This is a genomic window from Moritella marina ATCC 15381 (assembly GCF_008931805.1).
GTDB lineage: Bacteria > Pseudomonadota > Gammaproteobacteria > Enterobacterales > Moritellaceae > Moritella > Moritella marina.
Map to the genome: position 1 here is coordinate 723,283 of NZ_CP044399.1, position 18,818 is coordinate 742,100.

Sequence of the window (18,818 nt, forward strand, 5' to 3'; positions counted from 1 at the left end):
TAATTGCATGTTGGGAGAGTATAAATGAAATGGACCCTCATACTATCGTATCTGCTTAGTGCATTATTCATTACTGCTTGCACTGTACCTTCGCAGCACATATCGCAGCAAAAAATGCTGACAATGCAGCTTGATACGATCGAAGAACACCCATTAACGACTCAAGTACGAGTGTTAAATGGACTGTTACTACAACAACCTTTTTTTGTGCAGGGTGCTTTTGAACATGGCGAACGCTTATATATTCGTTATCCAGACAGTGTCGCGTCGCTGCCTATCACCCATCAAGAATTACAACGTGCGAGTGCAGAAACGCTGGCTAATTCTGGCTGGTTTGATATTCAAATTTTAACTGAGCAATCTCAAGAGTCGGCAATTGAAACGGCAATACTCAGCTATTCACTCGTGATTCGCATCTCGATAGCGGATAACCTGATAGAGAGTGAAGCAAATAGTAGCGTTAAGACGCATATGTTAACGCTGGAACTGATAAATAATCGTTTCAAGACGGTTGAAACACATGTCCGTAGCAGAATCTCATTATGATCCTTACCATATGATTAAAGATATACCTGAATTTGTGACTCAATTTTGCCCCGAAGCATTTTCTCTAACGCCCGTTTTAGGTGGGTTAAGTAATTATAATTATCGCCTGGAATATCATCTTGATGGTGCTGTACATTGTTATTTTTTACGCCTGTTATCAGCGGCATACAGTACGATGGATAACAAGGTTGCACACGAATTTTCCGCACAAGCACAGGCTGCGAGTATCGGTTTAGCGCCAAAAATCATTGTTGAGCATAAGCAGGGGATGATTTGTGATTGGATCGCTGGTCAACACTGGGATCCTAACGCGCAGTGCAAAGATGATAATATTGAAAAAATAGCACAATTAGTCGCTACACTTCATCAACAGCCCCTGCCTCATCACCACCTGGATATGATAGAGCGATTGCAGCATTATTATCAAATTATCAATGGTGAATTTAAAACTGCGCAGTTAGAACAGCAGCTGGCATTGGTCATTAACTTGATTAAGCTGGATTTACCTCGTAATAGATCTGTTTTTTGCCATCACGATATGAACCCATTGAATTTTATTGAAGATGCACAGACTAAGTTATATTTGTTGGATTGGGAGTTTGCCGCTGCGGGACATGGTGATTTTGACATCGCCACCTTGTTCCAAACTTTTGCGTGGAAAACGGCACAACAAGCGTTATTTTTAAAATATTACAATCAGTATTACCCTACAGCAGAAGTCAAGGCAGCACAGATAGATGTGATGGCTGTTGTCGTGGAAATGATGACACTATTGTGGTGCATTGTGATGTACCAGCAAGATAAAGAGACGACTTATTTGACGCTATGGCAGCAATCTGAATGTGCTATAGCCGATAAGATAAGCCAATTAGATGACTAATGAGCCAATGAATAAATTAACTGAGGAATTAACGTGGGACCAGTAATAGTAGATGTGAACGGTTATGAACTGACTGCTGAAGATAAAGAGATCTTGGCGCACCCACTCACCGGTGGGCTGATCTTATTTAGCCGTAACTATGGTGATCATGCTCAGTTATCGGCGTTAATTAAATCAATTCGTAAAGCTGCTGCTGCGCCTATCGTGATCTCTGTCGATCATGAAGGTGGTCGGGTTCAGCGTTTTCGTGAACAGTTCACTCGTATCCCTGCTATGGGTAAAATAGCGGAACTTTATGCCGATGATCGTGATAGTGCAAAACGGTTCACTCAGCAGTGTGGCTGGATGTTAGCGGCGGAGCTACTGGCGTTTGATATTGATTTAAGTTTTGCACCCGTGCTGGATCTAGAGCGTGGTAGCCAGGTGATTGGTGACCGTTCGTTCCATGCTGATCCGAGTTGGGTAACTGACTTGTCAACGCAGTTGTGTATTGGTATGCATAAAGCCGGTATGAAAACCACAGGAAAACATTTCCCTGGTCATGGTAGTGTATTGGCCGATTCACATGTTGCACTGCCGATTGATGAGCGCAGTTTAACGGAGATAACCGCAACGGATCTGCTGCCATTTAAAGCGCTTATTGCTGACTCGAAGCTCGATGCTATTATGCCTGCGCATGTGATTTATCAGCAAGTCGATAGTAAAGCTGCTGGTTTTTCACAATATTGGCTACAGACGGTATTAAGACAAGAACTCGGCTTTAAAGGCGCTATTTTCTCTGATGATTTATCTATGCATGGTGCTAGCGTGGCGGGCAATTATTTAGAACGTGCTGAGCAAGCTATGTGGGCTGGTTGCAATTTGTTACTTGCCTGTAATGACCGTACCGGTGTAGCGGCATTATTAGACGGTTTGGATAATAACTTAAGGGCTGATGATTTCAATCTCAAGCATACGAGCAACTTTTCACTCGGTGAGCTGAAAATGAGTCGTTTGTGGCAAGAAACCGCAGATTCACTCGCTAATTTTAATCATCAATTTAGCTAATTAGCTCCCTCGTTAACCCTCAATTCAGCCAATACTGGATCTTTTGTATTAACTGCTCCTCGCGGACTGGCTTCATTAAAAAGTCATTCATACCGACCGCGAGGGTATTCAGCCTATCTTCGATAGCCGCGTTGCGGTCATCGCCATATCTTATTTCTTAGACTGTATCGTTAAAATTGATGTTATAACTATCACGATAATTAATAACTATCGTGAATTTCACCAGTATTAATGATTGTTTACATTGACTTAAATTGCCAACTTTGCATTTAATTAGGCTTCATCATGGAATTGTTATAGTTTTTTTAGCTGTAAAAGTAACCATAAATGTAGATGATTTGATCACACGCAATTTTTAAGCGGTGACAATAGCGAATAGCAATGGGATACTGGCTAAATAAGACTTTGCTATAATGAAGTGAGATAGAACAACGCGTCTTCTTGGGCGTCAGTGAAGGGATACTCACGTTTTATGGATGGAAAAATATTCCACCCATAGGTTTAAATTAATAAAACGGTCATAATTTTATCCGATTATAGGGAAAGCAGACCAGATCACGTTAAAAAATAAGTAAGAATAACGTAATAATTTTATATTAGGGAATATCATGAAAAGAGCGGTTATAACAGGTATCGGTATTGTATCAAGTATCGGTAACAATAAAGCAGAAGTATGTGAGTCACTAAAAGCAGGCACTAGTGGTATCGAATTTGCACCACAATTCGCTGAACAGAACTTACGTAGTCATGTCTGCGGTACTGTTAATCTTGACCCTAAAGAAATCATTGATCGTAAAGCAATGCGTTTCATGGGTGATGCAGCCGCTTTTAGTTATATTGCTATGCAAGAAGCGATTGATGATTCAGGTCTAACAGAAGCACAAGTATCTAACGTACGTACTGGCCTCATTGCAGGTTCAGGTGGTGCATCATCAAAGAATGTTGTGGATTCTGTTGATATCGCACGAAACAAAAGTGTAAAGCGTGTGGGTCCTTATATGGTAACTCGTACTATGTCTAGCACCATTTCTGCTTGTCTTGCGACACCGTTTAAAATTAAAGGCCCAAGCTATTCAATTACCTCTGCATGCGCAACAAGTGCACATTGTATTGGTCATGCTGTAGAACAAATTCAACTGGGTAAACAAGATGTAGTCTTTGCTGGTGGCGGCGAAGAAATTGATTGGACGCTGGCACTAGAGTTCGATGCAATGGGCGCATTATCGACTAAATATAACGAAACACCAGAACTTGCATCACGTACATATGATGCGAACCGTGATGGTTTCGTTATTTCAGGTGGTGGCGGTATGGTTGTGGTTGAAGAGCTTGAGCATGCACTTGCTCGTGGCGCAACTATCTATGCAGAAATCACAGGTTACGGCGCAACATCAGATGGCTACGACATGGTAGCGCCGTCTGGCGAAGGCGCGGTACGTTGTATGCAACAAGCACTAGAAACTGTTGACGGCGAAATTGATTACCTAAACACCCACGGTACATCTACGCCTGTAGGTGATACTAAAGAACTTGAAGCGATTCAAGCGGTATTTGGTCACAAATCACCAAAAATTAGTGCAACGAAAGCATTGACTGGTCATGCGCTAGGCGCGGCTGGTGTACATGAAGCAATCTACTCATTAATTATGATGGAAAATAGTTTCATTGCAGCAAGTGCAAACATCCAAGACCTTGACGAAAAAGCGGTTGGTCTAGATATTGTTGCTGGTAAAGCAATTGATGCAGAACTAACAAACGTAATGTCGAACAGCTTTGGTTTCGGCGGCACGAATGCGACATTAGTATTTAGTAAATTCACTAAATAGTATGTCGATTCATTAAAGAAGACGTAATACGTTTTCTATGGTGAAGCGAACAATAAAAGCCCATTTATCAGATTATTGATAAATGGGCTTTTTTTTTACCTTCACAACGCGCAAAATGGCATTAATTGCCTTATTAAGAGAAGAATAAAATGAAGATAGTCGTTGATGAAAATATGCCTTACGCAATTGAATTGTTCTCACAGTTTGGTGAAGTCGTGGCTTTGTCTGGTCGTACAATTAGTGCTGAAGATTTAAACGATGTTGATGCCTTGATGGTGCGTTCTGTCACGCAAGTTAACGAAGCGCTACTGATGAAGGCGAACAAACTTGCCTTTGTTGGCACTGCAACGATTGGTATCGATCATTTGGATCAAGCACTCTTGCAGCAACGTAATATTACCTACACCAATGCACCGGGTTGCAATGCCGTGTCTGTAGGTGATTATGTGTGTAGCGCATTATTAGTATTAGCTGAGCAGCAGAGCTTTGTTATCGCGGATAAGAAGATCGCAGTTATCGGCGTGGGTAATACTGGTGTACAGACAGTCAGTCGACTGACGGCTTTGGGCGCAGAGGTAATGTTATGCGATCCGCCACGGGTTGAGAAAGAAGGCTTAACGGGGTTTGTGAGTTTAGAGCAAGCCTTACAAGCAGATATCATTTGTATGCACGTGCCGTTAGTAAAAACCGGCGACAATCAAACTAAACATTTATTAACTTCAGAGCTACTGGCTGGTATTAATCAAGACGCCATTCTTGTTAACTGTGGCCGTGGTGATGTTATCGATAACCAAGCATTGCTGGATTTAAAACAAGCAGGACATGGTATGACGCTAGTATTGGATGTCTGGGAAAACGAACCAACACCATTATTAGACCTTATCCCTTACGCTACCATAGCAACACCACACATTGCCGGTTATAGCCTTGAAGGTAAGGCGCGAGGCACACAAATGATTTATCAAGCTTATGCCCAATTATTAGGTCAACCAGCAGAACGCAGTATCAGTGATATTTTACCTGTTCCAGCCGTAAGCCGTCTTGATGTTAACCAAAATGCAGATCAAACATTCGCTAAAAGTTTGGTCCATTTGGTATACGATGTGCGCCGAGATGATGCTATTTTTAGAAAAAACATAATGAAAGCGGGTAGTTTTGATGAAATGCGTAAAAATTACTTAGAAAGAAGAGAATTTTCCTCATTGAGGCTAGTAAATGACTCACATTATGCGGTAGAGTCGTTGTATCAACTTGGTTTTGCCAAATAATTTTCTAGGAGTCGTTGATGAGTCAACTATATGATGTTGCAGTATTAGGTGCAACTGGTGCCGTAGGGCAAATGATGTTGGAAATTTTACAGGAACGTGAATTTCCAATTGGTAATATTTATCCATTAGCAAGCAGCCGTAGTGCTGGTGGTAAAATTACCTTTAATAATAAACAAGTTGAAGTATTAGATGTTGATACATTCGATTGGACACAAGTTCAAATCGGTTTGTTCTCTGCTGGTGGTTCTGTATCAGAAAAATGGGCACCAATCGCAGCAGAAGCGGGTGTTGTTGTCATTGATAACACATCACACTTCCGTTATGACGCTGATATTCCATTAGTTGTGCCAGAAGTTAATCCAGAAGCGATTGCACAATATACCAACCGTGGCATTATCGCTAATCCAAATTGCTCAACAATTCAAATGCTTGTAGCGTTAAAACCTATTCACGATGCCGCGGGTATTAAACGTATCAACGTCGCAACGTATCAAGCTGTATCTGGCTCAGGTAAAAGTGCAATCGATGAGCTAGCGGGCCAAACCGCAAGTTTACTGAATGCACGTGAAGTTGAAACGAAAGTATATCCAAAGCAGATCGCATTTAATGTGATCCCGCAGATCGATGTGTTCACTGAAAACGGTTACACCAAAGAGGAAATGAAAATGGTGTGGGAAACACAGAAGATTTTTGGTGATGAATACATCATGGTCAATCCTACAGCTGTTCGTGTACCGGTATTCTACGGTCACTCTGAAGCGATCCACTTAGAAACGCGTACACCAATTAGTGCTGAAGAAGTGCGTTCACTGATGCGTCATGCCCCTGGTGTAAAACTGATTGAAAATGAAGAAGACTACCCAACACCTGTTTCTGATTCCGCTGGTCATGATGAAGTTTTTGTGGGTCGTATTCGTGAAGATATTTCACACGAAAGTGGCATCAACATGTGGGTTGTAGGCGATAACATCCGTAAGGGTGCTGCAACAAACAGTGTTCAAATTGCAGAACTACTGATTAAAGATTACCTATAATGCTTATCACTTGTTGGTGTTGAAACATTATCAAGTTATAACGGTATTTTAGTCGCATAAATAGCACCCAATAGAGGGTGCTATTTTTTTATTTGATGTTATTTTTCTGATTCATATCATAGTTTCAGATATCAATTTTTTTTTCTAAAAATTAATCATTAAAATAGTAAAGTATAAGATACCTGTAAATTCATGTGTATATTGAATTTTGGGATATGGTATATTGAATTTAAGTGTATTGAAGTTGTTTCATAGTAAGGGTTGGCAATGATATCGGGTTTAACTAAGTTAAAATGGGTTGTTTTATTTTTGCTGCTGCCTTTGGCCGGCATAACTGCCAATGCAAATGGATTTGTACTTCAGTTAAAAGGTCCTGAAGTTCATACTCCGTCATCTCCTAATAGTTATGGCCCTATTGTCAAAGCTGACACGTTATGGTCTGTTGCTACAGCGACAAGACCGGACAATAGTCTCAGTTTATATAAAACTATGGCGGCAATTTTAGCACTTAACCCGCACGCATTTTTAAACGGTGACATCAATAAAATGATTGATGGTAGCCTATTGAAGATCCCCAGCGCAGCTGAAATACAAGCCACAGATGGTTCAGCGTTAAAGCGTTTGTTGACGAAAAAAACGGCGCCTCAATCAAATGTCTCTGGCAATAAGCCTACCACTTCAAAGCCTCAGGCTGGTAGTCGAAACCAAAGTAAGCAAGATAAACTTGCGTTATTACAAGGTGAGCTAACCGAAAGCAATGAACATCTTTTGTTATCAAGTGAAACGAATCGTCGTCTTAAGTTACAGCTAGAGATTATCCGTATGGAGTTAGCTGAACTTAAAGAGCAAATGGCAATTGATAATCAATTAAAAGCAGACTTGAAAGCCCTCATTGAACAACAAAAATCACAGATCACTGAGCAAGAGGCGTTAATTGAGAAAGCCAAAAATGCAGCAATATTAGAAGCCGAGACACATAATAATTGGTGGTTAGTCGGTAGTATTTCAGGTGTATTCTCATTGTTGAGTTTAGTTTGGTTGGGTCTATGGCTAAAAAATAGAAGTGATCAAAAGAACAATGTTGAAGATGACCTGATGTTTGAAACGGATAATACCGTTGACGAACTCAGTGATTACCTGAGTACCGAAACGCTTGCTGAAACGGCCGCAAGCCACGTTACAGCAGCGCAATCTGTAGTGGCTGAGTCTACAGCGAAACAGTCTGATGAAATCAACTCATTTGCAGCGCCCGATTTAGATGAACCTAATTTTAACTTACAAATGGAAGCGGAACTTACAGATGTTGTAAGCCATGCGCCAACAGCCGTCGTGACTCAAGTTGCAGCACCTATTATGCCTGAAGTAGTTGAACAAGCGCCGGTCATGCCAGATTTAAACTTGGGCGATAATGACTTTAGTGATATTGACCTAACACTGGATGATGAAAGCACCAGCTTTGAGAATGATAGTATAGCGCCGGATTTAAGTTGGCGTGAAGAGCTTGATGAACCAAGCTTGATTCCTAACCAGCCTGCACACAGTGCGAATACATTAGATGAAGACTTAGCTGAAGTTGATACATTATTAGAGAAATTTAAATTAGGTAATTCACAAACCCCTGATTTTGATTTTAATGCACTTAATGATGGCGAGGTCACAGCCGCTGAGGCCGTTTCAGAACCTGTGGTTAACGATGAATTTGTCAATATGGATGATATTGACAGTATTCTCGCTGAAGCTGATATGGTGGATAGCAATCAGCCGAAGAACTCTGCGCCGGATGAATTTGTTAATATGGATGATATTGACAGTATCCTTGCTGAAGCTGAATTAGATGCGACGAATCAAGCGGCAGACGTGCAAGCTAACGAATCTGATCATGCTGCGCAGAATGACGCCGTCGATATGGACGATATAGACAACCTGTTAGCTGAAGCTGGTTTAGATGCGATTGCGCAATCTGAAGCTGAGAATACCGCTAATCAACAAACCGTAGATATGGATGATATCGATAGCTTGTTGACTGAGATGGGCGGTGATAACACACCATCAGCATCGCCAGAGACGACAAGTACAAAAAACAATGGGCTTGATAATGGCCTTGATGTCGATGTTGAAGATATTGATAGTATTTTAGCCAGCGCAGGATTGGCTGAATCAGCGAAGGATGAATTGCCACAGGCTCACGGCCAGACTGTCGATGAAATGTTGGCAGAGCTGGATGGCGCTGAAAATACCACGTCGGCAGTGACACCACCATCTAATGATAATGTACAACTCGACGATATCGAAGCAATGATGGCGGAATACAGCCCGAATGCATTTAGTGAAGCGCCTAGCGAACAGGCTCCGATTGATGTGAAAGCAGCTGAAGCTGAAGAGTTTATTGATATCGACAAATTATTAAATGAAGCGGGGCAACAACCTGCAAATATTGAAAATGAACCTTATGACCAAGTGAAACTTGATGTGGGGCTCGATCAATACAGTAATTCACTATTAGAAAATGATGCGGTTGATATCGATGATGAAACGAATCGTTTAGGCGCTCAATTAGACCTTGCCCGTGCTTATCTTGAAATTGAAGATAAAGACGGCGCTAAATCAATATTAGAGCCCTTAGCGGGTGTTGGCGATGCCGCACAGCAGGCTGAAGTGAATAAATTGTTGAGCCGACTGTAATCGTTAGGCTATCGCACGTAAGCTACTTTCAAGTTGTAACTTGAAACGGTATAATCGACGGATACACGTGTGTTGTAAAACATAATAAATTTATTGTGTAATATTTAGTAAAGCGGTGACGAGAGTCACCGCTTTTTGTTTTAAGACATTAATGAAAGTTTAAAGTTGGAAGAAAAATGCGAATTGCACTTGGTATAGAATATGACGGTAGTAAATATTACGGTTGGCAGCGTCAAAAAGACGTAATTAGTGTACAACAAAAGCTGGAAGAGGCTTTATCTCGTGTTGCTAATCATCCTGTGATCGTACATTGTGCAGGACGTACTGACTCTGGGGTGCATGGTACCGGTCAAGTCATTCATTTCGATACTGATGCAGTACGCCAAGATGTAGCGTGGACATTAGGTGTTAATGCTAATCTACCAGATGATATTGCGGTGCGTTGGTCACAAGAAGTCGATGAAGAGTTCCACGCCCGTTTTAGCGCGACAGCGAGACGCTATCGTTATATTATTTTTAATAATCAATTACGTCCTGCAATTTTAAACTCAGGTGTTAGCCATTACTACGGTGATATCAATGTTGACCTGATGCATAAAGCGGCGCAACAATTGATTGGCGAACATGATTTTACCTCTTTCCGAGCCAAACATTGTCAGGCTAAAAGCCCAATTAAAACGATGCACCACATTAATGTCATACGTCAAAATGCGTACATTATTATTGATGTCAAAGCGAATGCATTCTTACATCATATGGTGAGAAATCTAGCGGGCTCATTAATGGAAGTTGGTAAAGGTAACAAGCCTGTATCTTGGATTGCTGAGTTATTAGCCGGAAAAGATCGCTCTGTTGCTGCTGCAACCAGTAAAGCTGAAGGCTTGTACATGGTTGAAGTTGATTACCCAAGTCAGTTTAACTTACCACGCCCAGCCGTGGGTCCATTGTTCTTACCTGAACAATTTTAACTCTTTGCTTTCATTGTGATAAAGCCTATATTAGTCTAAACCATTAGCTATAATTAAGGTGTGAAATATAGCGTTATAAATGATTCAATTTTATTTCGCTTTCTTTATCTTTATGGGATTTTGCTAGCAAGTTACAAGGGTATGACCAGTTTTATATAAACTTATTGGAAAATCTGTGATTTAATTGTGCTACACGAGAAATGTGGAGTATTGTTAAGTTTGGTAATCATCGACTTAACGCATTAATTTCTGTTAATTGCATCGGGATGCGAATTTCTGTTCCAATTAACAACGCATTTAACTCCATATACTTCAATTAATTAGAATAAATTATAAGTAGGGTTCATGAGCTGGATTGAAAAAATACTACCAAAAAGCAAGAGCGCAACGGCACGTCGTAATATTCCGGAAGGAGTTTGGACTAAATGTGGCTCTTGTGACCAGGTGTTATATCATGCAGAACTCGAGCGTAACTTAGGCGTTTGTCCTAAGTGTGATCATCACATGCGAGTAAATGCTCGTGAACGCTTAAATAAATTACTTGATAAAGAAGGCCGTATTGAAATCGGTGCTGAATTTGAGCCAAGTGATAAATTAAAATTCCGTGATAGCAAAAAATATAAAGACCGTTTAGCGAGTGCACAAAAAGCAACTAACGAAAAAGATGCATTAGTTGTCGAAAAAGGCACAATTAAAGGTATTCCTGTTGCAGTCTGTGCATTTGAATTCTCATTTATGGGGGGGTCAATGGCTACGGTTGTTGGTGCACGTTTTGTTGCAGCAATTAATGTATGTATGGCTGAAGATCGTGCGCTAATCTGCTTCTCGGCAAGTGGCGGCGCGCGTATGCAAGAAGCGTTATTCTCGTTAATGCAAATGGCAAAAACAAGTGCTGCACTGGCTAAACTGTCAAAGAAAGGCTTACCTTATATCTCTGTGATGACTGATCCAACAATGGGCGGTGTATCTGCGAGTCTTGCTATGCTAGGTGATCTTAACTTAGCTGAACCAAAAGCACTGATCGGTTTTGCTGGCCCGCGTGTAATCGAACAAACAGTTCGTGAAAAATTACCTGAAGGTTTCCAGCGTAGTGAGTTCTTGCTAGAAAAAGGCGCAATCGATATGATTGTAGACCGCCGTGAAATGCGTGATAAACTTGCAGGCTTATTAGCGAAGATGATGAACTTGGAAACGTCTGATAACATCGCCACTGAAGCAGCAAGTACTGAAGCTACACCGAGTGTTGTTCCTGCAGCCGATGAAATTAAAACGCCAAGTGAAACTCAAAGCATTAACAAGTAAACACTAGCGAGTAACTATTACCGATGTTGAACAGTATTAATAAAAGCCAGTCTCTTGCAGACTGGCTTTGCTATTTAGAAAGTATTCATCCCGTTAATATTGAAATGGGCTTAGGGCGTATTGGCCGCGTTGCTGCTGATTTAGCACTAACGACATTTGATGCTAAAGTAATTACAGTTGCCGGCACCAATGGTAAAGGTTCTACTTGCGCTTTCTTAGAGCGTATTTTACTTGATGCTGGCTTCAATGTCGGTGTTACTAGCTCTCCACATATTCAAGATTACCGCGAGCGCGTTCGTGTCAACGGTAATATGCTCACCGCACAAGCACACGCTGATTCATTTGCTTTTATAGAAGCAGGCCGTGGTGATACTACATTAACTTATTTTGAATTCACGACATTGTCAGCATTGAAGTTATTTCAAGATGCAGCATTAGATGTCGTGATCCTTGAAGTCGGTTTAGGTGGTCGTTTAGACGCTTCAAACATTGTCTCGGCAGATGTTGCTGTGGTGACGACGATTGATATTGATCATGCAGACTGGTTAGGTACAGATAAAGCCGTTATTGCTCGGGAAAAATCAGGTATTTTCCGTCATGGTAAAAAAGCCATCTGTGGTGTTATTGATCCGCCAGTAACGATTGCGGAATATGCCAATGAAATTGGCGCGGACTTAATCGCGGTTAACCGTGATTACCATTATAGCCAAGCGACGAATAGTTGGGATTGGCAATTAGGCTCCAATACGCAACCTGCTACGGATGCATCCTCACCAGCGTCGGTATTGTCATTTGCTGACTTAGTTATTCCACAGTTACCGTTACAAAATGCCGCGACCGCCATTGCAGCAGTGCAAGCATTAGGCTTAGCTGTTCCGGAACAGGCCATTCGTAGCGGTGTTGCTAACGCAAGATTACCTGGTCGTATGCAGCAGTTGGGGTCTGCACCTCAGCAGTATTTAGATGTCGCACATAATCCGGAATCTGCACGTTATTTGGCAGCGCAGCTTAACCGTTTAAAACAACAAGCCGGATTGCCAGTAAAGGTGATAGCTGTTGTTGGTATGCTAAAAGATAAAGATATTGCCGCAAGTTTAGCCGCATTGACCGCTGTTGTTGACTCTTGGCACCTTGCTCCGTTGCACAGTGAGCGCGCCGCGCCATGCCAGCAAATTGAGCAGGGGTTAGCTGATGCGATGCAGCTGAGTAGTAAAACCCATGATAGCCTTAGGCAGCAGCCTATGAGTCATGATACAATAGCGCAAGCTTGGCAATCGGCAAATCAACGTGCTGATTGTAATGACATTATTATTGGTTTCGGCTCATTCTTTACGGTAGCGGAAATTACCCAACATATAAGTGGTTAAATAAACGTGGCATCGAAATTTCAACATCGCTTGGTCGGTACTATCATTTTAGTGGCGATTGGTATTATCTTTTTACCTGACTTACTTGATGGTCAGAAGATAACTTATCGTGAGAATACGGCGAGTATTCCTTTGCGCCCTGCGCTTGTTGAGCTTGCTGAACCCGTTAACTTTGACTCTTTAGACAATGCTTCATTTGATAACGGGTTAGCTGATGATGAATTATTGGTTGAGCCTGCACCGACTGTTAATTTAACCGCGGCAAATAATACGCAGCAGGTAACATCAAAGCCAATGGCTAAAGCGCCTAAATTGGTACCATTAGTTAAACCTGTCGCGACTGTAAAAGCCATACCACCGGTTGGTAATAGTTGGAATATACGTTTAGGTACATTCAAAAACTCAGTCGCTGTAGATGATTTGGTTAAAAAGATCAGGCAGTCTGGTTTTGATGCCTACCGACTACCACGCTATAAGCAAGCAGGGCAGTTAAACAGGTTGTATGTTGGCCCCAATACCGATAAAGATGAACTAAAAAGTTTATTGCCAAAATTACAAAAAATCACAGGTCTAAAGGGCGTGATTGAAAAATTTGACCCTCGAGACAAGTAATTAAAAAGCCGACATTTATGTCGGCTTTTTTTGTTTATAACTATTATCAATCTGGTATTTTAGTTGTTACAATGGCGCGAATTTCAAAATGAGAAGAGCAAAACATGGCGTGGATTGATTACCTGATAATAGGGATTGTTGGTTTATCTTCAGTAATAAGTTTAGTACGTGGTTTTGTCAAGGAAGCGTTCTCTCTTTGCACTTGGTTCTGTGCTTTCTTTATATCTCGCTTTTATTATCAAGATATTGCTGCTTACTTAGAAAATTTTGATGCGTTTAGTGCTGCATTCAGTGAACAGTTAGTTAAAAATGGCGTGGCGATAGCGTTATTATTTATTTCGACCCTGATTTTAGGGGCTTTGCTAAATTACATACTTGGTCAGCTTGTTGATAAAACTGGCTTGTCAGGTACGGATAGATTACTCGGTGTATGCTTTGGTATTGCCCGAGGAGTATTAGTGGTGTGCGTGATACTGTTATTTTTACAGTTATTCACCAGTTTTCCGGAAACGGCTTGGTGGCAGGGCTCGCCACTAATAGCTGAGTTAAAACCACTCATTAAATGGTTTTTTGAACATCAAGCTTCTGCATGGGACAACATGCAGGGTTTATGACAAGCGAAACGTTATAAATAGCATTTTATCGAAAGCACAGTAAACGAGGATTTAGGTTATGTGTGGAATTGTTGGCATTGTTTCTACAACCCCTGTTAATCAGTCTATCTATGACGCATTAACAGTATTACAGCATCGTGGACAGGATGCTGCAGGGATTGTAACCTTAAGTGATGGAAACTTTAGGCAGCGTAAAGCAAATGGTTTAGTGAGCGATGTATTCGAAGCTAAGCATATGCAACGTTTGAAAGGTAATATTGGTATCGGCCACGTTCGATATCCGACAGCAGGAAGCTCGAGCGCCGCTGAGGCTCAACCTTTCTATGTTAACTCTCCGTTCGGTATTTCCCTTGCTCATAACGGGAATCTAACCAACGCTGCACAATTAAAAGAAGATCAATTTCATAAAGCCCGTCGTCACATTAATACCACGTCTGACTCAGAAGTATTACTTAATGTGATGGCGCATGAATTAGATAAATGCCCTAGTTTACATTTAACTGCAGAGGATATTTTCACTGCTGTTAAAGCGGTACACAAGCAAGCGCTTGGTGCTTACGCTGTGGTATCTTTGATTATTAATCATGGCCTTGTTGCTTTCCGTGATCCTAACGGTATTCGCCCGTTAGTCTTAGGCATGCGTACTGAAGACGGTCATAAAGAGTACATGGTGGCTTCAGAATCCGTTGCACTTGATGCGGTTGGCTTTGAGTTTGTTCGTGATGTTGAACCGGGTGAAGCGGTTTATATTACTGATGAAGGTGAATTATTTAGTGCGCACTGTGCTGAAAATGCACAGCATAACCCCTGTATTTTTGAGTTCGTTTATTTCGCTCGTCCAGATTCGACTATAGACAAGGTATCGGTTTACGAATCACGTCTTGCTATGGGCGAAAAATTAGGTCATAAGATTAAACGTGAATGGGCTGACATTGATATTGATGTTGTGATCCCAATTCCGGAAACATCGTGTGATAGTGCGTTAGAAATCGCTAAAGTATTGGAATTACCATACCGTCAAGGTTTTGTGAAAAACCGTTATATTGGCCGTACGTTTATTATGCCTGGACAAACGTTACGTCGTAAATCTGTGCGTCGTAAACTTAACGCAATTTCGTCAGAATTTGTTGGTAAGAACGTTTTGTTGGTTGATGATTCAATTGTCCGTGGTACCACGTCAGAACAGATCATTGAAATGGCTCGTGAAGCAGGCGCTAAGAATGTTTATTTAGCATCAGCTGCACCAGAAGTGCGTTACCCTAATGTTTACGGTATTGATATGCCGAGCACGGAAGAGCTCATTGCACATGGCCGAAATGTTGATGAAATTGCCACGATGATTGGTGCCGATGCACTTATTTTCCAAGACTTAGATGACTTGATTAGTGCCGTTTCAAAATGCAATCCAGAGATTAAAACGTTTGAAACTTCTGTGTTTAGTGGCGAATATGTGACTGGCGATATTGATGAGGCGTATTTACAACGTCTTAACGATGTGCGTAGTGATGGTGCTAAGACGGATAAAGAAAAAGAAGAAATTGCTAATTTAGAAATTCACAACGAAGGCTAATAAGCTGACTGTGAATTGTATTATGTGATTTTTTCATCATAAATTGATCGTAAAAGGAGCGTCATGCTCCTTTTTTTGATCTTAATTATTGATGTGCGACACGATGATGAATATCGCTATACGTTGTAAATAATGTGGCTTTATTTAGTTAAAAACGCACGTTGCTGCAAATCATACTTACCTTCATTCCATACTAATACACTGCCTTGATCAAACCAATCACCAAGCACAATACGTTTACCTTGTTTGTTAGCAGAAAGGGCGACGTCATGTATGTTAGGTTTATGCGTATGACCGTGGATTAATGTATCGCATTTAAATTCAAGCATTTTATTGATCACTTCTGATTCAGTGACATCCATAATGTTCATGCTTTTTTGTTGGTTGCCGGCTTTGCTCTTACCGCGTATTTTATCGGCAATGGCTTCTCGCACGAAGATTGGCAGTGCAGTAAATAGCTTTTGACGCCATGGAATATTAACCGCAGTTCTAAATGCTTGGTATTTTTCATCGAGGGTACAAAAAGTATCACCGTGGGCAATTAATACATTCTGACCATCGAGATTTATCGCAGTGTAATCACCAAGAATTGTCATGCCAGTTCGTTTAGCAAAGCGTTTGCTTACTAAGAAGTCTCTGTTGCCTTTGACTAAGAAACATTTTACACCGCTTGCAGTTAAAGCTTTAAGTCCATCTTGCACACTGTCATTAAGGGGATTGCTAATATCATCACCAGACCAAAATTCAAATAGATCGCCTAAAATATAGAGTGCGTCAGCTTGGCGTGCCTCGGTAGCAAGAAAATGCAAAAACAACTCGGTAATTTGCGGGCGACGGTCATCAAGGTGTAGATCTGAAATAAATAAAGTAGTCATGTTGGTGTGCTTCCTTGTCGTGAATAAAAAAATACACTACCGAAGCAGTGTATTTATTTTAGTCAACTGAGTGAGCGATTAAGCTTCTTCTACAGTTACTTTAGTAATTACGATATCTTCTAGTGGCACGTCACCGTGGCCACGTTTGTTGCCTGTAGCAACTTTTTTCATTTTCTCAACTACGTCCATGCCTTCAACAACTTCAGCAAACACACAGTAACCCCAACCTTGTGACGTCTTGCTTGAGAAGTCTAGGAAGTTGTTGTCTTTTACGTTGATGAAGAATTGTGAACTTGCTGAATGCGGATCAGAAGTACGTGCCATTGCTAATGTACCTAATTTATTCGACAGACCGTTGTCTGCTTCATTTTCGATACATGCATTTGAACGTTTCTCTTCCATACCTGGAAGCATGCCGCCACCTTGAACCATGAAACCATCGATTACACGGTGAAAGATAGTACCTTCATAGAAACCGCTTTTTGCGTACTCTAGGAAGTTAGCTGCTGTTTTTGGTGCACTTTCAAAGTTAAGTGCGATTTTGATGTCACCGAAATCTGTATGTAGAGTTATCATTTTAATGATCCTTTGGTTAATTAACTGCTAAATTCTATCCTAAAGCCCCGCGATCGAAAAGCCTTAACCTCAACAAGCAAGGTCTGCGACTATAAATATCCTTTCATTTGGCTGATTTATACACTTTTTTAGTTGTTGAGCTAAATTTCGTGGTTTTATGCTGCTGCAAAGCTAGTAATCATTAGTGCGAATGGTAAAATCAGTCAATTAATTGCATTTTACTGTTTGCGCAAGGATCATTATTCGATGCTGAAGATTTACAACACCCTGACTCGCCAAAAAGAACAATTCAAGCCTATTACCGAAGGTGAAATCGGTATGTACGTATGTGGCGTGACTATTTACGATTACTGTCACATTGGTCATGGTCGTACTTTTGTCGCGTTTGATACTGTGGTGCGTTACCTTCGCCATCGCGGTTATGCCGTTAAATTTATTCGTAACATTACTGACGTTGATGACAAGATCATTAAACGTGCTAACGAAAACGGTGAAACTTGCGACCAGTTAACAACGCGTTTTACCAAAGCAATGCATGACGATTTTGATGCGCTGCATATGATCCGCCCAGATATCGAACCGACGGTAACAGGTCACATGCCTGATATTATCGAAATTATTGAAAAGTTAGTTGCTAAAGGTCATGCCTATGTTGCGAGCAGTGGCGATGTATTGTTTGAAGTGAAGACATTTGCTGACTACGGTAAATTAAGTGGTCAAGACTTAGACATGCTACAAGCGGGTGCGCGTGTTGAAGTTGAATCAAACAAACGGAATCCAATGGATTTCGTATTATGGAAAATGGCTAAACCAGGTGAACCTAGTTGGGTATCTCCATGGGGTGAAGGCCGTCCTGGTTGGCACATTGAATGTTCAGCAATGAACAACAAGCTACTGGGTGAAGTGTTTGATATTCACGGCGGTGGTTCAGATTTAATGTTCCCACATCATGAAAATGAAGTGGCACAATCATGCTGTGCACACAACGGTGAGTACGTTAATACGTGGATGCATTCGGGTATGGTACAAATCGACAAAGTTAAAATGTCGAAGTCACTGAACAACTTCTTCACTATCCGTGATGTATTAGAAGAATACGATGGTGAGTCGGTACGTTATTTCCTACTTTCAGGGCATTACCGTAGCCAGTTAAACTACTCTGAAGATAACTTAAAGCAAGCGCGTTCAAGCTTAGAGCGTCTGTATACAGCATTACGTGATGTAACAATTGCTGATGTGGCTGTAGACGGTGTTATACCGGGTTGTGAAGCGTACGTTGAAACATTTAAAGCAGCAATGGATGATGACTTCAATACACCTGAAGCCTTCCCTGTGTTGTTTGAACTAGCAAAAGAAATTAACCGTATTAAAGATACTGATGCAAAACGTGCAGGTGAATTAGCGGCGCAGTTAGTTGCATTTGGTGATGTACTTGGTCTCCTTTCACAAGCACCTGAAGCTTTCTTGCAAGGTGATGCGGGTGAAGATGATGAAGTGGCAGTCATCGAAGCGCTAATTAAACAACGTAATGATGCACGTGCAAGCAAAGATTGGGGCATGGCGGATGACGCGCGTGACAAGTTGAATGCATTGGGTATTGTTTTAGAAGATGGCGCGAACGGTACTAGTTGGCGTCGTAAGTAAAGTTGGC

Annotated in this window: 16 protein-coding genes; 14 read left to right on the forward strand and 2 right to left on the reverse strand. The window is 41.2% G+C overall.

The features are described from left to right. Window positions 1-24: 24 nt before the first annotated feature. The 13 genes from FR932_RS03310 to purF all read left to right on the forward strand — a co-directional run bounded on the left by FR932_RS03310 (window position 25) and on the right by purF (window position 15,716). Window positions 25-546: a hypothetical protein gene (locus FR932_RS03310; protein ID WP_019440977.1), complete on the forward strand. Its 522-nt coding sequence runs from the start codon at window positions 25-27 to the stop codon at window positions 544-546. Continuing rightward, window positions 521-1,426: a choline/ethanolamine kinase family protein gene (locus FR932_RS03315; protein WP_019440978.1), complete on the forward strand. Its 906-nt coding sequence runs from the start codon at window positions 521-523 to the stop codon at window positions 1,424-1,426. The genes FR932_RS03310 and FR932_RS03315 overlap by 26 nt, the downstream gene beginning before the upstream one ends. 33 nt (window positions 1,427-1,459) lie before the next feature. Next, window positions 1,460-2,473 (forward strand): beta-N-acetylhexosaminidase, encoded by a 1,014-nt coding sequence (gene nagZ / locus FR932_RS03320; protein ID WP_019440979.1) that lies wholly within the window; start codon window positions 1,460-1,462, stop codon window positions 2,471-2,473. A 608-nt stretch (window positions 2,474-3,081) separates the two neighbouring features. Then, window positions 3,082-4,299, forward strand: a complete 1,218-nt coding sequence (gene fabB, locus FR932_RS03325; protein ID WP_019440980.1) for a beta-ketoacyl-ACP synthase I — start codon at window positions 3,082-3,084, stop codon at window positions 4,297-4,299. Window positions 4,300-4,448: 149 nt separating this feature from the next. Further along, entirely contained in the window at window positions 4,449-5,567 is a 1,119-nt protein-coding gene (locus FR932_RS03330; protein WP_019440981.1) for a 4-phosphoerythronate dehydrogenase, read from the forward strand. A 17-nt stretch (window positions 5,568-5,584) separates the two neighbouring features. Beyond that, complete coding sequence (locus tag FR932_RS03335; RefSeq protein ID WP_019440982.1) at window positions 5,585-6,601, forward strand: aspartate-semialdehyde dehydrogenase; 1,017 nt, start codon at window positions 5,585-5,587, stop codon at window positions 6,599-6,601. A 267-nt stretch (window positions 6,602-6,868) separates the two neighbouring features. Continuing rightward, window positions 6,869-9,283 carry a FimV/HubP family polar landmark protein gene (locus FR932_RS03340; RefSeq protein WP_019440983.1) on the forward strand — a complete coding sequence of 805 codons (2,415 nt, stop codon included), beginning with the start codon at window positions 6,869-6,871 and terminating at the stop codon, window positions 9,281-9,283. 176 nt (window positions 9,284-9,459) lie between these two features. After that, entirely contained in the window at window positions 9,460-10,251 is a 792-nt protein-coding gene (gene truA, locus FR932_RS03345; protein WP_019440984.1) for a tRNA pseudouridine(38-40) synthase TruA, read from the forward strand. Window positions 10,252-10,596: 345 nt separating this feature from the next. Continuing rightward, a complete protein-coding gene (gene accD, locus FR932_RS03350; protein WP_019440985.1) occupies window positions 10,597-11,553 on the forward strand; it encodes an acetyl-CoA carboxylase, carboxyltransferase subunit beta in 957 nt (318 codons plus the stop codon). Window positions 11,554-11,576: 23 nt separating this feature from the next. Beyond that, window positions 11,577-12,920: a bifunctional tetrahydrofolate synthase/dihydrofolate synthase gene (folC, locus tag FR932_RS03355; RefSeq protein ID WP_019440986.1), complete on the forward strand. Its 1,344-nt coding sequence runs from the start codon at window positions 11,577-11,579 to the stop codon at window positions 12,918-12,920. A gap of 6 nt (window positions 12,921-12,926) precedes the next feature. Continuing rightward, the gene (locus tag FR932_RS03360) at window positions 12,927-13,532 is read left to right on the forward strand and encodes an SPOR domain-containing protein (protein WP_019440987.1); all 606 of its coding nucleotides are present in this window, start codon (window positions 12,927-12,929) and stop codon (window positions 13,530-13,532) included. Window positions 13,533-13,636: 104 nt separating this feature from the next. Further along, window positions 13,637-14,146 carry a CvpA family protein gene (locus tag FR932_RS03365; RefSeq protein ID WP_019440988.1) on the forward strand — a complete coding sequence of 170 codons (510 nt, stop codon included), beginning with the start codon at window positions 13,637-13,639 and terminating at the stop codon, window positions 14,144-14,146. 58 nt (window positions 14,147-14,204) lie between these two features. Further along, on the forward strand, window positions 14,205-15,716 hold the full coding sequence (purF, locus tag FR932_RS03370) for an amidophosphoribosyltransferase (RefSeq protein ID WP_019440989.1): 1,512 nt from the start codon (window positions 14,205-14,207) through the stop codon (window positions 15,714-15,716). A 140-nt stretch (window positions 15,717-15,856) separates the two neighbouring features. Here purF and FR932_RS03375 read toward each other — a convergent pair whose 3' ends face one another. Together FR932_RS03375 and FR932_RS03380 are read right to left on the reverse strand one after the other, a co-directional pair. Beyond that, window positions 15,857-16,591, reverse strand: coding sequence for a UDP-2,3-diacylglucosamine diphosphatase (locus FR932_RS03375; RefSeq protein ID WP_019440990.1), 735 nt, complete (start codon window positions 16,589-16,591; stop codon window positions 15,857-15,859). Window positions 16,592-16,669: 78 nt separating this feature from the next. Further along, window positions 16,670-17,167, reverse strand: coding sequence for a peptidylprolyl isomerase (locus tag FR932_RS03380; protein WP_019440991.1), 498 nt, complete (start codon window positions 17,165-17,167; stop codon window positions 16,670-16,672). Between the two features lie 246 nt (window positions 17,168-17,413). Here FR932_RS03380 and cysS point away from each other — a divergent pair, with 246 nt between their 5' ends. Further along, the gene (gene cysS / locus FR932_RS03385; protein WP_019440992.1) at window positions 17,414-18,811 is read left to right on the forward strand and encodes a cysteine--tRNA ligase; all 1,398 of its coding nucleotides are present in this window, start codon (window positions 17,414-17,416) and stop codon (window positions 18,809-18,811) included. The last annotated feature ends 7 nt before the right edge of the window (window positions 18,812-18,818 follow it).

Coding starts and splice junctions, on each gene's coding strand:
- FR932_RS03310 (WP_019440977.1), top strand. CDS start 25: ATGAAATGGACCCTCATACTATCGTATCTGCTTAGTGCATTATTCATT.
- FR932_RS03315 (WP_019440978.1), top strand. CDS start 521: ATGTCCGTAGCAGAATCTCATTATGATCCTTACCATATGATTAAAGAT.
- fabB (WP_019440980.1), top strand. CDS start 3,082: ATGAAAAGAGCGGTTATAACAGGTATCGGTATTGTATCAAGTATCGGT.
- FR932_RS03330 (WP_019440981.1), top strand. CDS start 4,449: ATGAAGATAGTCGTTGATGAAAATATGCCTTACGCAATTGAATTGTTC.
- FR932_RS03335 (WP_019440982.1), top strand. CDS start 5,585: ATGAGTCAACTATATGATGTTGCAGTATTAGGTGCAACTGGTGCCGTA.
- FR932_RS03340 (WP_019440983.1), top strand. CDS start 6,869: ATGATATCGGGTTTAACTAAGTTAAAATGGGTTGTTTTATTTTTGCTG.
- truA (WP_019440984.1), top strand. CDS start 9,460: ATGCGAATTGCACTTGGTATAGAATATGACGGTAGTAAATATTACGGT.
- accD (WP_019440985.1), top strand. CDS start 10,597: ATGAGCTGGATTGAAAAAATACTACCAAAAAGCAAGAGCGCAACGGCA.
- folC (WP_019440986.1), top strand. CDS start 11,577: ATGTTGAACAGTATTAATAAAAGCCAGTCTCTTGCAGACTGGCTTTGC.
- FR932_RS03365 (WP_019440988.1), top strand. CDS start 13,637: ATGGCGTGGATTGATTACCTGATAATAGGGATTGTTGGTTTATCTTCA.
- purF (WP_019440989.1), top strand. CDS start 14,205: ATGTGTGGAATTGTTGGCATTGTTTCTACAACCCCTGTTAATCAGTCT.
- FR932_RS03375 (WP_019440990.1), bottom strand. CDS start 16,591: ATGACTACTTTATTTATTTCAGATCTACACCTTGATGACCGTCGCCCG.
- FR932_RS03380 (WP_019440991.1), bottom strand. CDS start 17,167: ATGATAACTCTACATACAGATTTCGGTGACATCAAAATCGCACTTAAC.
- cysS (WP_019440992.1), top strand. CDS start 17,414: ATGCTGAAGATTTACAACACCCTGACTCGCCAAAAAGAACAATTCAAG.